The 15,370-nt window shown below is 69.5% G+C and carries 17 protein-coding genes; 10 read left to right on the forward strand and 7 right to left on the reverse strand.

The genetic code is table 11. The annotated features are described in order from the left end of the window. The first annotated feature begins 3 nt into the window (after positions 1-3). Positions 4-885 carry a hypothetical protein gene (locus tag M3Q35_RS38040; RefSeq protein WP_273937398.1) on the forward strand — a complete coding sequence of 294 codons (882 nt, stop codon included), beginning with the start codon at positions 4-6 and terminating at the stop codon, positions 883-885. On the opposite strand, the gene M3Q35_RS38045 is transcribed toward M3Q35_RS38040, so the two are convergent. Beyond that, positions 873-4,109 (reverse strand): penicillin acylase family protein, encoded by a 3,237-nt coding sequence (locus M3Q35_RS38045; protein WP_273937400.1) that lies wholly within the window; start codon positions 4,107-4,109, stop codon positions 873-875. The genes M3Q35_RS38040 and M3Q35_RS38045 overlap by 13 nt on opposite strands. Positions 4,110-4,210: 101 nt before the next feature. On the opposite strand from M3Q35_RS38045, the gene M3Q35_RS38050 reads away from it, so the two are divergent. Both M3Q35_RS38050 and M3Q35_RS38055 read left to right on the forward strand, forming a co-directional pair. Then, positions 4,211-4,432 carry a hypothetical protein gene (locus tag M3Q35_RS38050; protein ID WP_273937401.1) on the forward strand — a complete coding sequence of 74 codons (222 nt, stop codon included), beginning with the start codon at positions 4,211-4,213 and terminating at the stop codon, positions 4,430-4,432. A 183-nt stretch (positions 4,433-4,615) separates the two neighbouring features. Then, positions 4,616-5,263 carry a response regulator gene (locus M3Q35_RS38055; RefSeq protein ID WP_273937402.1) on the forward strand — a complete coding sequence of 216 codons (648 nt, stop codon included), beginning with the start codon at positions 4,616-4,618 and terminating at the stop codon, positions 5,261-5,263. A 240-nt stretch (positions 5,264-5,503) separates the two neighbouring features. Here the strand turns inward: M3Q35_RS38055 and M3Q35_RS38060 are convergent, their stop codons facing one another. The 6 genes from M3Q35_RS38060 to rpmB all read right to left on the reverse strand — a co-directional run bounded on the left by M3Q35_RS38060 (position 5,504) and on the right by rpmB (position 8,682). Then, positions 5,504-6,949 (reverse strand): GGDEF domain-containing protein, encoded by a 1,446-nt coding sequence (locus tag M3Q35_RS38060; protein ID WP_273937403.1) that lies wholly within the window; start codon positions 6,947-6,949, stop codon positions 5,504-5,506. 104 nt (positions 6,950-7,053) lie between these two features. After that, a complete protein-coding gene (bluB, locus tag M3Q35_RS38065) occupies positions 7,054-7,689 on the reverse strand; it encodes a 5,6-dimethylbenzimidazole synthase (RefSeq protein ID WP_273937404.1) in 636 nt (211 codons plus the stop codon). 53 nt (positions 7,690-7,742) lie between these two features. Continuing rightward, positions 7,743-7,982 (reverse strand): 30S ribosomal protein S18, encoded by a 240-nt coding sequence (rpsR, locus tag M3Q35_RS38070; RefSeq protein WP_273937405.1) that lies wholly within the window; start codon positions 7,980-7,982, stop codon positions 7,743-7,745. Between the two features lie 8 nt (positions 7,983-7,990). Then, the gene (gene rpsN / locus M3Q35_RS38075; RefSeq protein ID WP_273937406.1) at positions 7,991-8,296 is read right to left on the reverse strand and encodes a 30S ribosomal protein S14; all 306 of its coding nucleotides are present in this window, start codon (positions 8,294-8,296) and stop codon (positions 7,991-7,993) included. Then, the gene (gene rpmG / locus M3Q35_RS38080; protein WP_043719439.1) at positions 8,297-8,461 is read right to left on the reverse strand and encodes a 50S ribosomal protein L33; all 165 of its coding nucleotides are present in this window, start codon (positions 8,459-8,461) and stop codon (positions 8,297-8,299) included. Then, positions 8,461-8,682, reverse strand: a complete 222-nt coding sequence (rpmB, locus tag M3Q35_RS38085) for a 50S ribosomal protein L28 (RefSeq protein ID WP_273937407.1) — start codon at positions 8,680-8,682, stop codon at positions 8,461-8,463. Before rpmB ends, rpmG begins: the two co-directional genes overlap by 1 nt. A gap of 97 nt (positions 8,683-8,779) precedes the next feature. On the opposite strand from rpmB, the gene mrf reads away from it, so the two are divergent. The 7 genes from mrf to M3Q35_RS38120 all read left to right on the forward strand — a co-directional run bounded on the left by mrf (position 8,780) and on the right by M3Q35_RS38120 (position 15,316). Beyond that, positions 8,780-9,889, forward strand: coding sequence for a ribosome hibernation factor-recruiting GTPase MRF (gene mrf, locus M3Q35_RS38090; RefSeq protein WP_273937408.1), 1,110 nt, complete (start codon positions 8,780-8,782; stop codon positions 9,887-9,889). Continuing rightward, complete coding sequence (locus M3Q35_RS38095) at positions 9,886-10,137, forward strand: type B 50S ribosomal protein L31 (RefSeq protein WP_273937409.1); 252 nt, start codon at positions 9,886-9,888, stop codon at positions 10,135-10,137. Before mrf ends, M3Q35_RS38095 begins: the two co-directional genes overlap by 4 nt. Next, on the forward strand, positions 10,137-10,310 hold the full coding sequence (rpmF, locus tag M3Q35_RS38100) for a 50S ribosomal protein L32 (protein WP_273937411.1): 174 nt from the start codon (positions 10,137-10,139) through the stop codon (positions 10,308-10,310). The genes M3Q35_RS38095 and rpmF overlap by 1 nt, the downstream gene beginning before the upstream one ends. Before the next feature lie 124 nt (positions 10,311-10,434). Further along, positions 10,435-11,616, forward strand: coding sequence for a S53 family peptidase (locus M3Q35_RS38105; protein ID WP_273937413.1), 1,182 nt, complete (start codon positions 10,435-10,437; stop codon positions 11,614-11,616). Between the two features lie 129 nt (positions 11,617-11,745). After that, complete coding sequence (locus tag M3Q35_RS38110; protein ID WP_273937414.1) at positions 11,746-12,174, forward strand: hypothetical protein; 429 nt, start codon at positions 11,746-11,748, stop codon at positions 12,172-12,174. 14 nt (positions 12,175-12,188) lie between these two features. After that, the gene (locus M3Q35_RS38115) at positions 12,189-14,315 is read left to right on the forward strand and encodes a bifunctional polysaccharide deacetylase/glycosyltransferase family 2 protein (protein ID WP_273937416.1); all 2,127 of its coding nucleotides are present in this window, start codon (positions 12,189-12,191) and stop codon (positions 14,313-14,315) included. A gap of 38 nt (positions 14,316-14,353) precedes the next feature. Beyond that, positions 14,354-15,316 (forward strand): tetratricopeptide repeat protein, encoded by a 963-nt coding sequence (locus M3Q35_RS38120; protein WP_273937417.1) that lies wholly within the window; start codon positions 14,354-14,356, stop codon positions 15,314-15,316. The last annotated feature ends 54 nt before the right edge of the window (positions 15,317-15,370 follow it).

The following is a 15,370-nucleotide window of genomic DNA, read 5'->3' on the forward strand; positions in this document are numbered from 1 at the left end:
ACGATGCCAACGGATCCGTGGTCGGAGGTCAAACCGACCGTGCGCGGCAAGATGGGCGGCTGGTGGTCGCGCTTCATCCGGCGCCGCCAGCAGGCCGAACACGACTGGATCTACGGCAAGGAGCCGGGCGCGACGGTCACGCTGCGGCAGCCGCCGCCCGCCCCGAAGCGGCCGACGGTGGTGTTCACCGCCGTGCTGCCGAGCGCGGTGCCGCACGCCGACTTCACCGCGACCTGCACGGTGGCCTGGGAAGCGATCGGCGAGACCACCCACGCCAAGCCGGAATCCATTGCCCGCAGCGACATCGAGCGCCGCGCGGCGGCCATTCTGGCCAACGGCCGGGTCACCCAGAGCGAGCAGTTCCAGCACAAGCTGGAGGCCGAGCTCGGCTACGTGACCAAGCTGGAGGACGCCCGGATCGCCGTGCAGCTGGTGGAGATCGAGCTCACCTGTAGCGACGAGGCCAAGGCGGCGACCGAGCTTTTCGAGGAGCTGCAACGGCGTCGGCTGGTCCGCGGCTGGGACCGCGACCTCAAGCTGGACGAGCTGCGCCACCTCAAGGACGACATCCTCAGCGACCCGGCGATGGCCACCGTGTGGTGGCTGCAGAACAACGACAACCAGGTCGACCAGGCCGTGGAGATGTCGGCCAAACTGCGCAAGCTGGCCCAGATCATGACCGAGAACGACGAACGGTCCACAACGGACACCGTGGCGTCCCTTGTGGACCGTTTCGTCGACCGCCTGCCGGAGGGGGCCCGCTGGCGGCTGCTCAGCAACCTCGCGGACGTCTTCTCCCACTACGGCAGCCCGGATCTGGCCAGTGAGCTGCCGCAGCTGGACGGGGGCGGCCGGGACCGCCCCCGCCCGGCTCACAGCGAGTAGACCTGGAACTCGTAGAGCGAGTAGCCGTACTTGGTGCCGCGCTGCACCCCGGACATCCGCACGTAGCGGGCGTCGGTCGGGGTGAACGCGTCGTTGTCCGTCCCGCCGTCGCCCGCGGTGGTCGACCACACCGTGCGCCAGTTGGCGCCGTCCGCGGAGACGTCGATGCGGTATCCCTTGGCGTAGGCCGCTTCCCAGGTCAGGATGGCCCGGCCGACGGTCTGCACGGAACCGAGGTCGACGGTGATCGACTGGTTGTCGCTCCAGTCGCTGGCCCACCGGGTGTCGGCCTTGCCGTCGATGGCGTTGGCCGGCGGCGAGTCGTAGGCGCCGGTCTCGTGGCTGGTCGAGGTGGCCGACGCGCCCTGGGCCAGGTTGGCCACGTTGTCGCCGCGGTGCGCCGGGTACTGCACGACCTGCTGGAAGGTCGGCCGGTTCTGCCAGCTGATCTTGTCGTCGGTCACGCCGCCCAGCGGCCGCTGGATGATCGAGTCGGCGCACCACTGGTCGCCGGCCGAGCAGTCGGCGTCACCCGGGTAGACCTGCGCCGCCGTCTGACCGACCGCCTGCTGCAGGCTGGTCAGCAGCGACTGCCGGCACTGGGCCAGATTGCCGTTGCCGCAGAACGACCGGGACAGGCCGCCCTGAACGGAGTCGCCGAGCACCGCCCGCAGATCCTTGTCCGCGTAGGACCACCAGCCGTACTGGAACGAGGAACCCTTGTGCGGCTGGGAGTTGTTCGCGCCGCCGTCGGTGCTGCCGATGTTCTGGCCGCCCGAAGGAGACTCGTTGATCTGGATCGCCCCGGTCATGGTGGTGAACAGGTCGTTGCCCATGGCCGGCTGGAACTCGCCCTGCACCAGCAGCGACCACCAGGCGTCCATCACCCGGATCGCGTCCGCGTTGGCGTAGGTGTGGCTGCCCGGCGTGGTTTCCAGCCGGTGCGAGCCGGCCTGCTGCCAGGTCGTCAGCTGCTTGACCGCTCCTGCCAGCGTCGGGTCGGTGATCGGCTGGCTGTTGAGCACGCGCAGCGCGTCCGGCAGCACGTCCTCCGCCCGCAGGTCCACGTTGGCCGCGTCGGCCATGGCCGCGGCCAGCGACGCCCGCGTCACCTTCTGCCCGCTGGTGACCAGCTTCTTCACCCGGCTGTCCAGCAGGTTGACCCGGTGCACCGAGCCGTCACCGTAGGCCGCAACGCTGAAGTCCTTGGCCTGCTTGTTGTTCCAGCTGACGTAGTAGTCCTGGCCGATCGAGTTCGGGTGCTGCGCCGGCGTGGTGTAGGAGGCCACGTTGGTGGTCGGGTTCCAGCCCTGCCACTCGTACTGCTGGTCGGCCCAGATCGGCAGGTTCGGGTTGGTGTTCGCGGCCCGCACCGGGTTGTTGCCCGAGTTGTAGTACGCGATGTCCTTGGAGTCGGCGTAGAACCAGTTGAACGTGTAGTTCACGTCCTGCGCGGCCTTCTGGAAGCTGGCCGCGTCGTGCACCGCCGTCGGGTCGTTGAACTCCTGGAACCCGATGATCGAGTCCACCTCGTGCTGGTAGCTGGACCGCAGGCTGGCGTAGGCCACCGGGGCGCCGCCGACCGTGGCCCGCGACTGCACGATGCCGTACTTGGTGCGGTACGCGATCAGCTTGTACGAGCCCTCGGCCGTGCCGTCGGCGATCGTCGGCTTCCACGAGTTGTCCCGCTCCAGCGGCTCCATCGCGGTGCAGGCGCCGTGGTACAGGTAGAAGTTGGAGTCCTTGGTCGCCGGCTTGCCGCTCGGGTCGCACAGGTGCAGCGCGTACGTGTCGGTGATGTCCTGCTCGGCCGACGTGGCGCTCCAGGAGTAGTCCTGGCCGCGGCCCAGCTCCACGTACAGGCTCACGCCGGCGAACGCCGCGCCGCGGGCGCTGATGCCCGGGCCCTGGAGTTCTTCCAGCATCAGCAGCTGCGGCGCGAAGTAGCCGGTCTGCGGGCCGAACACCGCCACCGGGTTGCCGGTGTCGGTGTACTTGCCGGACACCAGCAGCGCGTTGGACATGCCGTGCTTGGCCGAGATCAGGTCGGCCGGCAGCACGCCCTTGTCGAAGACGCCGCGGGCCTTCTCCTCGTCGGGTGTCTTCGCCGCCGGCTGGTTGGCCGCCTTGACCTCGGTGGCCGACGCGGCCGAGCCGGTCGGGTCGTACACCAGCTGCTGCGGCGTGACCGAACCCGCGTCCGGCATCGCGACGCCCTGCGGGTTGGCCGGATCCTGCCCGTACGGGAAGGAGCTGCCGTCGTGGATGGTGGTGACCGACTCGGGGTCGTTCTGCTCCCGGAAGGCGTTCCACACCTTGTCGCCCTCGGTCACGCCGTACTTGGCGTCGGCGGCCAGCTTCACCAGCGCCGACTGCACCTCGCCGCCGCCGCCCGAGCCGAACAGGGCGCCGACCACGCTGCCGATCGCCACCATGTCGGTGAGCTTGAACGGGTCGATGCCGCCGGCGTTGGTGATCGGGTCGATGTGCCCGGTCAGGTCGTACTCGCCGGGGAAGGTCCGGTTGTTGTAGACCTGCGTGACGTACGCGTTGATGCCGGCCACGTAGTCGGTCGCGTCCTGCAGCGCCTGCGCGCCGCGGGCACCATGCGCCGCCGCGGCCGAGTTGAGCTGGTTCTGCAGGTCCTGCTCGGTGTACGGGGCGGCCTGCCAGAACGTCTGCTCGAGGCCGCGGTTGCCCACCGCGCCGCCGGCGAACGAGGTCAGCTCGCCCCGGCCCACATGGCGGAACACGTCCATCAGCCAGAGCCGGTCCTGGGCCGCCGCGTAGCCGGCGCCGAACTCCGTGCCGGAGCGGGTGGTGCCGGTGATGTGCGGGACGCCGGTGGCCTTGTCGCGCACGATCGTCACGTCCGAGCGTGGCTTGACCGTTGACTCGACCTGGTTTGAGGGCACGCCGAACGAGGAATCGTTGAAGAAGTTGGACAGCTGGCCGTTGGTGAGGCCGGTGTAGCCGTTGACCAGGCTGGCGTACTTGCCGAGCTGGTCGTCGGTGTGGGCCGGCCGGCTGCCGAAGGCCTTGTTGGCGAGGATCTGCGCCAGCGTGGCGCTGCCGTTCTCACCCGGCGGCAGGATGTCGCCGCACTGGCCGAGGCAGTAGTCATTGTTGGCCGGGGCGGCGCTCGCTGGTGCCGCGGACAGCAGGGTGGTCGACGTCGCCACGATCAGGGTCGCGGCGAGTGCGAGGCGAGAGCTTCGCGACATGCGCAGGGTCCTCTCCTGGAGGGAACGTGACGCACGTTACTTGTGAGTAGTTCAACGCGAAAGAGCTTCACGTTAGACATTCACTCTGAAGGGTGAGCCGGGTGGCGGCTTCGGTGGTGCGGTGGATCGACGACGAGCTCGCCCTTGACCAGGGGCGATGGCGCATGCGGGCCAGTGGCGGGGCCGGCGGCCTGGTCGCCATGCTGCACGGCGCCGGGCTGACCGGGGCAGTGGTCTGGACCGTTGGCGGGTGGCTGTTCGGCGGACTGGCCCTCGTCGCCACGCGCAGCCTGCGTTCCGCCGGACGGCACAGCCTGCCCTGATCGTGCAAGTCGATTCACAGGTTTGGAAACCGTTGATATTTCGGTGCGGGCGTCAAGTCGCCGGAACTTCTAGGCAAAACCGGGACCACATGATGAGATAACACCGCGGTAACCCGTGGTTGCGTCAAGATGAGTGATGCTTGGCTAATGCGAGCACGCAGCGCCGAATCGGGGAGGCGTCCGTTGATCAAAGTGATGCTGGCTGACGACGAGGATCTCGTCCGATCCGGCCTCAGGATGATTCTCAGCAGCGCCGGCGACATCGAGGTGGTCGCCGAGTGCGACGACGGCCTGCTCGTCGCCGATCTCGCGCGGCAGCACCGGCCGCACGTTGTGCTGCTCGACGTGCGTATGCGCTCGGCCGACGGGCTCGTCGCCCTGCGCCGGCTGCGCACCCTGCCCGACCCGCCCCGGGTCGCCATGCTCACCACGTTCGACGTCGACGAGTACGTCTCCGAGGCGCTGCGGCTGGGGGCGTCCGGCTTCCTGCTCAAGGACACCGAGCCCGAGCAGCTGGTCAAGGCCGTTCGTGACCTCGCCCGTGGCGGCGCCGTGCTCGACCCCGGCGTCGCCGCCCGTGTGCTCGCCGCCGTCGCCGACGGCGAACGCGCCGCCGAGCCCGCCCGCCGCCTGCTCACGTCGTTGTCCGAGCGCGAGCGGGAGGTCCTCCAGCTCATCGGCCAGGGCATGTCCAACGCCGAGATCGGTGGGGCGCTGCACCTGTCCGAGGCCACCGTGAAGGGCTACGTCTCCTCCGTCCTCGGCAAGATCGGCGCCGTCAACCGCGTGCAGGCCGCTCTCGTCGCCTACCGCGGCGGTCTCATCGCCTGACTCCTTTTCTCGCACAAGGGCCCCGACATCCCGCCGGGGCCCTTGTGTTTATGGCTGTTGATGATTCTTAATAGCTGTTAATAGCGCCGTGGTCCCTTGCGCCGATCGGGTGGAAGATCATCCGCTGGGTCCGGTGTGGACAAACGGGAGCGCAGGGGTCATCACAGGCGGTTTGCGGGATGCAAGTTGCAAGTGGAGGGTGAGGCGCGAGGGCGACACCGGGGCATCCGGTGGAGGAGGTCAGCTCTCCGAGAGCTCGCCCAACCGAGCCATGGTCTCGTGGACCTCTACGCGGTTGCGGCCCTGGCGTTTGGCGCGGTACAGGGCGATGTCGGCGGCGGCGAAGAGCTGGTCGAGCTTGGCGGGGCCGCCGGCGACGCCGATGGAGACGGTGGGGCGGCGGGCGGTGCCGAGGACGATGCGCCAGTCGTGCTCGTCGACGGCGGCGCGGATGCGTTCGGCGACGGCGGGGCCGACGTCGGTGCCGGGGCCGGCATCGCCGAGCAGGACGACGAACTCGTCACCGGCCCACCGGGCGACGAGGTCGCCGGCGCGGCACTCACGGCGCAGCAGGCGGGCGATCTCCCGCAGGGCGGCGTCGCCGGCGGCGTGACCGGCGTCGTCGTTGACGTCCTTGAACCAGTCGACGTCGACGAGCACGAGCCACGGCACCTTGCCCTTGGAAGCGGTGCCCTCCAACAGCTGCTGGGCGCTGCGCTCCAACCCGAGCCGATTGGCCAAGCCGGTCAACGGATCCCGGGCGGCGGCCTCCTGGGCGGCCATGGCGAGCTTCTGCGCCTGCACGGCCAACCGCCGCTGCTCAAGCGCCTGCCCGAGCCCCTCCTGCAAGGTCTCGGTGGCCATCCGGCTGGCGGTCACCGAACACCGCAGCGCGGCGGCCTCGCCGACCTCGTCCTCCATGGACGCGCAGATATCGGCCAGGTCCAGCGAAAAGCGCAGCAGCAGGGAGTTGTCGTTGATCTTGTTGGCGGCCGCTACGGCCCGGCTGGCCAAGGTCCGCGCCTGCACGAACTCGCCGAGACCGGCGTGCACGCAGCCGAGCACCCAGTTCCCGACGGCGACCGTCCACAAGTCGTCCAGCTCGAGACCGTGGGCCAGCACCTCGGTGGCGTGCCGGGCGGCCAGCTCGAGATCACCGGTGCCGGCCAGGGAACGTGAGTACGCCCCGACCAGCGGCCAATAGCTGACGTCGTCCGGCCCCACGAGGGTGAGCCCCTCGCTCAGATGCTGCCGGGCCTCGCCGAAGATCTCGTGCGCGTTGACCGGCTTGCCGTCGATGGCCCGGAAGTTGAGCGTGCCGCCGAGCCGTTGCAGGCACTGGGCGAGCGCCGACGGATCGCCGGCCTCCCGCGCCACGTGCAGCGCCAGCCGCACCATGTCCAACGCGGCCCGCCGGTGGCCGATGCCCTCCAGCAGATAGCCGAGCTGCCCGAGCGCACGGGACGCGAGCACACCGGTCGGCCGCTCGGAGTCCATCTCGGTCCACCCCTCGGCAGCCAGCTCCAGCGCCAGCGGGATGCGCCGCAGCCGCCACGCCATGGTCGCCCGGTGCACGAGCAGATACGACCGGCCCCACCGGTCCGAGCTGGTCGGCCCGCGCGACACGACCTGCTCGAAAAGGGTGTTCGCCTCACTGAGGCGGCCAGCGTTGAGCAGCAGGCGCACGCGCTGATCCTGCTGCGGGAGCTGTCCCCCTACGAGCGAATCGTCCTGCTCCACTGGGTCCTCGACGTCCCCTGCTGCTTCGATGCGGTTCGACTCGGGCCAGGCTACCGGCCTGGCCGTTGACCGTACCGCTCATGGTGGACAACGTCATCGAGTGGCAACCGTTCACGCCACCCGTGTCGCTCCAGATCGGGAACATCGGGCAGGTCCCGCACCCCGCCGAGGCACAGCCAGGCCACCGGACGGACGCCGGCCGGCACACCGAGCAGCCGACGCAGGAAGTCCTCACGGTAGAAGCTGACCCAGCCGACGCCGAGACCCTCGGCGGTGGCGGCCAGCCACAGGTTCTCGATGGCCAGGCACACCGAGTACAGGCCGGCGTCGGCGATGGCGTGCCGGCCGAGCACGGCCGGCGAGCCGCGCCCGGGGTCGTAGCAGACGACGACGCCGAGGCTGGACTCCAGCACGCCCTCGATCTTGATCTTGTCGAACACCGCGGCGCGCTCGGGATCCAGCGTGGCGTCGAAGATCTTGCGCTCGGTGAGCACGTGATCACGGAACTCCCGGCGCACGTGTTCGTCCGAGACGAGTACGAAGTCCCACGGCTGGGAGAGGCCGACACTCGGCGCGGCATGGGCGGCCCGCAGCACACGGTCCAGCACCGCCGGGTCGATCGGCTCGCCGGTGAACTCACGCCGGGTGTCGCGCCGGCGGTACAGCACGTCGTAGAGAGGATGCACATGCGCTTCCTACTTGACGCCTGGTGCCACGTAGGAAGCGCATGTGACGTATGTCAGCGCTGCGAAGGGCCCGGATAGGGCAGAAGGGCCATTTCACGCGCGTTCTTGATGGCGGTGGCGACCTCGCGCTGCTGCTGCGGCGTCAGCCCGGTGACGCGGCGCGAACGGATCTTGCCGCGGTCCGAGATGAACTTGCGCAGCAGTGTCACGTCTTTCCAGTCCACTTGGGTCACACCCTCGCGGCGCAGCAGGTTCACCTTGCGCTTGGGCGGCCGCCGGTCGGTCTTGGCCATGGCTCCCCTCACCAGCTCGACTTGCTCACGCCGGGCAGCTCGCCGCGGTGCGCCGCCTCGCGCAGCCGCAGCCGGGACAGCCCGAACTTGCGGAAGAAGCCGCGCGGCCGGCCGTCGACCACGTCCCGGTTGCGCAGCCGCGTCGGGCTGGCGTCACGGGGCAGCTTCTGCAGACCTCGGGCCGCGGCGTCACGCTCGGCCGGCGTGGCCGTCGGCGAGGAGACGACGAGCTTGAGCTCGGCCCGCTGCTGCGCGTAGCGGGCCACGGTCTCCCGGCGCCGAGCGTCCTTGGCGATCTTGGACTTCTTCGCCATTCAGCGCTCCTCGCGGAAGTCGACGTGCTTGCGGGCCACCGGGTCGAACTTGCGCAGCACCATGCGGTCGGGGTCGTTGCGGCGGTTCTTGCGCGTGACGTAGGTGAAGCCGGTGCCCGCCGTGGAACGCAGCTTCACGATCGGTCGAACCTCGTTGCGAGCCATTACTGCTCCATTCCGGACAGGACCGCGTCGATCCCCTTGCGGTCGATGGTCTTGATCGCCTTGGCGGACAGTCGCAGCGTCACCCAGCGCCGCTGGGACGGCACCCAGTAGCGGCGGCGCTGGAGGTTGGGCTCCCAGCGGCGGGAGGTCCGCCGGTGCGAGTGCGACACCTGCTTGCCGTAGCCGGGGCCGCTGCCGGTCACCTGGCAGCGCTTGGCCATGCTGCACCTCCTTGTAACGACATTCGTTTTCAAAAATTCCCACGGCAGGGTAGCGTGGCGCTCCAGAAGATGGAAATCATTACCAACTGGAGGGCTCGTGTCCGTACCGATCGTGCTGGTCGGCGGCCTCGCGGCGACGGCGGCCGAGCGGATCGCCGACGAACTGGCCGATGCCGGCACCGCCGTCGTGCACCACGACCTGTGCCGGGTGACCGAGGGTGTGGTGCGACGGCGGCTGCGGCACCGCGGCGAGGACAGCTGGACCGTGCTGGAGCTGGGACACGGCTGCGTGTCCTGCACGCTGCGCGAGGACCTGCTGCCGCTGGTCGAGCAGCTGTCCGGACGGGCCGACGTCAGCCGGATCGTGCTGCACCTCGACCCGCGGGTGGAACCGGAGCCGATCTGCTGGGCGCTGGACCGGTCGCGGGTGCAGGCCGTGGTCACCGCCGTCGACCACGAGACCTGGCTCGACGACGCCACCGGCGACGAGGCGATGTACGAACGCGGACTCGGCGGCAGTGCCGATGACGAGCGCACGGTCGCCCAGGTCGCGGTCGGCCAGGCTGAGTTCGCCGATGTGCTCGTGCTCACCGGTCCGGCTGGCCGCCTCGACGCCGTGTTCCGACGGCTGGCGCCGACCGCACTGCGGGTTCCGCTGGGCGGCACCGAGTGGTTGTCCGGGCTGCCGGCCAATGCCCGTCGCGGACGTCCCGACAGCGCTCACGGGCCGTTGCTCCGCGGTCAGCCGCCGCTCGACCGTGAGGACGGCTTCGAGCTGCTGCTGTTCAGCGAGCGTCGACCGTTTCACCCCGAACGATTCCATGCGTGCATCGACGTTCTCCTCGACGGCGTCGTACGCACCAGGGGTCGCGTCTGGCTGGCCAGCCGCCCGGATGTCGCGCTGTGGCTGGAATCCGCCGGCGGTGGACTCCAGGTCGGGCATGCCGGCCCCTGGCTCGCCGCCATCGACGACTGGGACGGCATCGACGACGACCGTCGCGCCATGGCCGCCCTGAACTGGGATCCGTACTACGGCGACCGTGGCCAGGAGATCGTCGTGCTCACCGACGGCGCCGACCACGCCGAGATCACCGCCACGCTGCGCGGAGCGCTCGTCACCGACGCCGAGCTCGCCGCCGGACTGTCCACCTGGGACAGCTACCGCGACCCGTTCCTGTTCCCCGACCGTGAGGACGAACTGCGATGAAAAAAGGCATCCACCCCGACTACCACCCCGTGGTGTTCCAGGACTCCTCGACCGGGACGTCGTTCCTGACCCGGTCGACCGCCACCTCCGACCGCACCGTGGAGTGGTCGGACGGCAACACCTACCCGCTGCTGGTGGTCGACATCACCGCCGACTCGCACCCGTTCTGGACCGGCGCGCAGCGGCTCGTCGACACCGCCGGCCGGGTGGAGAAGTTCAACCGCCGCTACGGAAAGAGGACCCGCTGATGGCCGTGCCCAAGCGCAAGACGTCGCGCAGCAACACCCGGCACCGCCGTTCGCAGTGGAAGGCCACCGCCCCCGAGCTGGTGTCGATCACCGTGGACGGCAAGAAGATCCTCGTGCCCCGGAACCTGGTTCCCGCCTATCGGCGGGGCTTTCTCAGTCCTCATCAACTGTGATCAAGCCATAGCCTTGAAAAACGACGGTATCGGTCCAGTGCTGACAACCGTCCATTGCGGATGCACGATGCGCGGACACGCCGGGTGGTGACGAACCCGGTCCCTGCCAAAGTGGAGGTCCGCTTTGCGTAGATTACTTCCCCTGCTGGCCGGCTTGACGCTGGCGATGTCCCTGACCGGAACGGCCTTCGGCGCGGCCGCGTCGCACTCCGCGCACCGCGTATGCGACCGGCCCGCCGCGGGGCAGGCCGCATGTGAGGCATGGCTGAGCGATCGCGCCACGGCGGCGGCGACGCCGTCCGGCTTCGGTCCCGCCGACCTGAGGTCGGCCTACAACCTCACCACCTCGACGACCGCGGGCGCGGGCCAGACCATCGCCATCGTGGACGCCTACGACGATCCGACGGCGTTCGCCGACGTCAACGTCTACCGGGCGCAGTACGGCATCGCCGCGCTGGCGTCGTGCACACCGTCGACGATCAAGGGCAGCACCACCGCCTGCTTCGCCAAGTCCAACCAGAGCGGCGGCACCAGTTACCCGCGGACCAACGGCGGCTGGGCCCAGGAGATCTCGCTCGACCTGGACATGGCCTCGGCGATCTGCCCGAAGTGCAACGTGCTGCTGGTCGAGGCGAGCAGCGCGTCGCTGACCAACCTGGGCGCGGCGGTGAACACCGCGGTCCGGCTGGGCGCGAACGCGGTGAGCAACAGCTACGGCGGCAGCGAGTCGTCCTCCGAGACCAGCTCGGAGAACACGTACTACAACCACCCCGGCGTCGCGATCACGGCCAGTTCCGGTGACGGCGGCTACGGCGTCGAGTTCCCGGCCGCGTCCCGCTACGTCACCGCGGTCGGCGGCACCAGCCTGAGCAAGGCGGGCAACTCCCGTGGCTGGAGCGAGACGGCGTGGAGCGGCGCCGGCAGCGGCTGCTCCGGCTACGTCCAGAAACCTTCGTGGCAAACGGATTCCGGCTGTTCCCGGCGGACCGTCGCGGACGTGAGCGCGGTGGCCGACCCCAACACCGGCGTCGCGGTCTACGACAGCACGTCGTACCAGGGACGCAAGGGCTGGATGGTGTTCGGCGGCACCAGTGTCGCCTCGCCGATCATCGGCTCGATCTACGCGTTGGCCGGCAACGCTTCCTCGCTGAGCTACGCGTCGTCGATCTACAGCCACACCTCGGCGCTGTACGACGTCTCCGGTGGCAGCAACGGAAGTTGCGGCGGGACGTACCTGTGCACCGCGGTGAGCGGCTATGACGGTCCGACCGGGCTGGGCACCCCCAACGGAACCGGCGCGTTCTGATCGGACGACAGGGTGGGCCTGCCGCGCGGCGGGCCCACCCTGTCTCGTAGCGGCCGGATGACCGTGCGTGAGTTGTACGGCGAACCGGTCGTGATGGCTTAGGGTGGGCCGCCCCCAAGGAGTCTGAGGATGCCCACCCCAAGCGATCTCTCCGAAAGACCGGTGTTCGTCGACCCGAGCGGTCGCCGTCGCCGGGTCGCCCGCCGCATCGCCATCGGTGTGTGCGCGGTGCTCGCCGTCTACGTGATCCTGCTGTGCGCCGCACTGTCCGGCGCGCCGATCCCGCCGTCCGCCTTGCTGCCGCTGCCCGCTGACACCGTCACGCCGACCACTTCCGACGTCCCGGAACCGCAGGTCACGGGCTCGACGACCACCAGCAGGGCCCCGGGTGTGACAACTTCGGCCTCCCCGTCGCTGAACAGGACGACCACCTCCGCACCCGCGGTCGTGACGACGACGGCTGCCACGACAACCAGCGTGGGCAACCGGAACTCGCACGCCCCGACCACGCCGCCCGGCCACGCCAAGCACACCGAAACGACCACACCCGGGCCGTAGCAAGGAATTCGACCTTGGCGACGCACCACCGCACCCCGCCGCCGCGGGCGCACTGGGTGCTGCTCGGCACGTTGCTGTTGGTCACGACGGCCTTGCTCACGTTGCACGGCCTTGTGCTCGGCGAATTCCACGCCGACGAGTCGACACCGCAGGGGCCGGCCGACGCCGTGCCGGCCGCCGTGCGCACCGGGCAGGCGGTCATCGACGCGAGAAAGCCGTCTCCCGTCACGCTCGGGCCACGGGACCACACGCTGGCGCTGACCTTTGACGATGGCCCGGATCCCACGTGGACACCACAAATCCTGGCCGTGCTGGACCGCTATCACGTGCATGCGACGTTCTTCGTTACCGGTGCGCACGCGGCCCAGTATCCCGGCCTGATCCGCGAGATCCTGGCTCACGGCAACGAGATCGGCAACCACACCGCCACGCACGCCGATCTGCGCGACGTCGGCACGGCTGGCACCGGCGTGGAGCTGCACACGACGGACCTCGCCCTGGCCGGTGCGGCGAACATCGCGACTTCCTTGGTACGGCCCCCTTATTCGGCGACGCCGGACTCGTTGGACGATCTCGCGTGGCAGTCGGTGCGTCGGATCGGCGCCGACGGCCGGCTGGTCGTGCTGTCCGATCTGGACTCCGAGGACTGGCAGCGGCCGGGCGTCGACAAGATCATCGCCAACGCGACGCCGCGAGACGGTCACAGTGCCGTGCTGCTGATGCACGATGCTGGCGGTGACCGGTCGCAGACCGTCGCGGCGTTGGACCGGTTCCTGCCGGCGATGCGCGCCGCCGGTTGGCAGCTGGACACCGTGAGCCACGCGGTCGGCATCAGCGACACCAACGCCGTCGCCGAACCGCAGACGCGGTTCGGCGGATGGCTTCTGGTCGCGGCCGTGCAGTTGAGCGACTGGCTCACCGCCGCCCTGCGCCTCGTTCTGCTGGTGGCCAGCGCGCTCGCCGTGCTGCGGACGATCATGGTGTTGATCGTCACCTGGATTCACGTTCGACGGGCACGTGACCGGCCACTGTGGACCCCTGAGGAGTCGGTAACAGTGATTGTGCCGGCGTACAACGAGAAGGCGGGCATCGAGGCCACCGTGCGCTCGGTGCTGGCCTCCGACCACCCGGTCTGGGTGATCGTCGTGGACGACGGTTCGACCGACGGCACGGCCGAGGTGGTCGAGCGGCTCAATCTGCGCCGGGTCGTGCTGATCAGGCAGGCCAACGCCGGCAAGCCGGCCGCTTTGAACACCGGTCTGGCCGCCGCGCGTACCGACCTCGTCGTCATGGTCGACGGCGACACCGTGCTCGAACGCGGCACCGTGCGGACCGTGGTCAGCCACTTCGCCGATCCTCGCGTCGGCGCCGTCTCCGGCAACGCCAAGGTCGGCAACCGCGGCGGCCTTTTGGGGAAGTGGCAGCACATCGAGTACGTCATCGGCTTCAACCTCGACCGGCGGATGTACGACGTGTTGGAGTGCATGCCCACCGTGCCCGGGGCGATCGGCGCGTTCCGCCGCGACGCCGTGTTGGCGCTCGGCGGCATTCCCACCGACACGCTCGCCGAGGACACCGACCTCACCATGGCGTTGGAGCGGGACGGCTGGCGCGTCGTCTATGAGCAGCAGGCATTGGCGTGGACCGAGGCCCCGAGCACGCTCGGGCAGTTGTGGAAGCAGCGATACCGTTGGTGCTACGGCACTTTGCAGGCCGTATGGAAGCACCGCCGCGCCATCCTCGAACACGGCCCCGCCGGCCGCCTCGGCCGTCGCGGCATCCCCTACCTGCTCCTGTTCCAGGTAGCGCTGCCCGTCCTCGGTCCTTTCGTCGACGTCGCCGCCATCTTCGGCATCCTCACCGGCGACGGCGTCCCCGCCTTGCTGTACTGGCTCGCCTTCCTCGCCATGCAGCTGATCCCCGCTGTCGTCGCCTTCCGTCTCGACCGCGAGCCACTCCGTCCTCTGCTGGTGTTGCCGTTGCAGCAGTTCGTGTACCGGCAGCTGATGTACCTCGTCGTGTTGCAGTCCGTCATGACAGCCTTGGCCGGCGCCCGCCTGCCCTGGCACAAGCTCACCCGCACCGGCCTGTCGGTGCCCACCACCGGCCTCGACGAGGGGCGCACCCCCGCCAAAAGGTGAGGCCGAGGTCTCCTGAGCTGAACGGCTATCCTCGCACGATGTCGAATCGGGGGACTTCGGTCGATCTCACTGTCGCACAGGTGATGGCGCACTGCGGGGGCAATCCGGCCGCGGCCGCGGACCATCTGGCCCGCGCCATCGCCGCCGCACCGGAAGACCCGGAGCCCTATGCGCTGCTGGCCGAGTTGCGGTCGGAGTTGGTCGACGTGGTGCGGGGTGGCGGTTCCCTGCCGGCGGTGTTGGCGCAGTCGTACGTCAACTTCCTCGACGGCGACATGGACGCGGCGGTGCTGGCCATCGGCTCGGTGACCGGGGCCCGCCCGGACATCGCATGGGCCGGCGCGCCCTGGTTCGGTGACGAACGATTTCTCGGCGCGGTATCCCCAGATGCGTTGGCCGAGGCCGCGACGCGGACGCTGTACCACGACCCCGACCTGGATTCCGACAGCATGCGCGAACGGTTCCAGCCCTGGTTTCACGCGATCGAGGTGGTCACCGCCCGCCGGCCCGTCCCGGCGGCGTTGGCCAGGATGGCGATCCTGCTGCGGGCAAGCGGTCTCACCGACGAATCGTTCGCCTTGTGCGACAAGGCCGATGCCGTCGAGCGGATCATGCTGACCGAAGTCGTGCGCGCCGGTACCTGGCGGAAGCTGGGCGATCCCGAGCAGACCGCCGCGGCGTTCGAGCGTGCGGTCGCCCTGGAACCGACGAGCTGGTCGCTCCATCTCGACCTGGCTGACCTTCGGGCCGAGCAAGGAGACTTTGCCGGCGCGGTCGCGCATGTCGATCGGGGCCTGCGCCACGAACCGGCCGAGCCGACGCTGCGCGTGGCCGCGGCCGCGTACCGCACGCGGCTCACCTGCTCGGCTGCTGATCTGGTCGAGCTCATCGAACTCGCGCCGCTGCTGCCCGACGACCCGTACCGCAGCACGCTGATCGACTACGCCTGCGCCAACCCGGACCTGCCCGCCGACCTTGTGGCCAAGGCTCGGCGGCTGTAGACGGACGCCACATGCGCTTCCTATGTGGCATCTGGCGCCACATAGGAAGCGCAT

It is taken from the genome of Kutzneria chonburiensis (assembly GCF_028622115.1).
In the GTDB taxonomy this organism is placed as follows: domain Bacteria; phylum Actinomycetota; class Actinomycetes; order Mycobacteriales; family Pseudonocardiaceae; genus Kutzneria; species Kutzneria chonburiensis.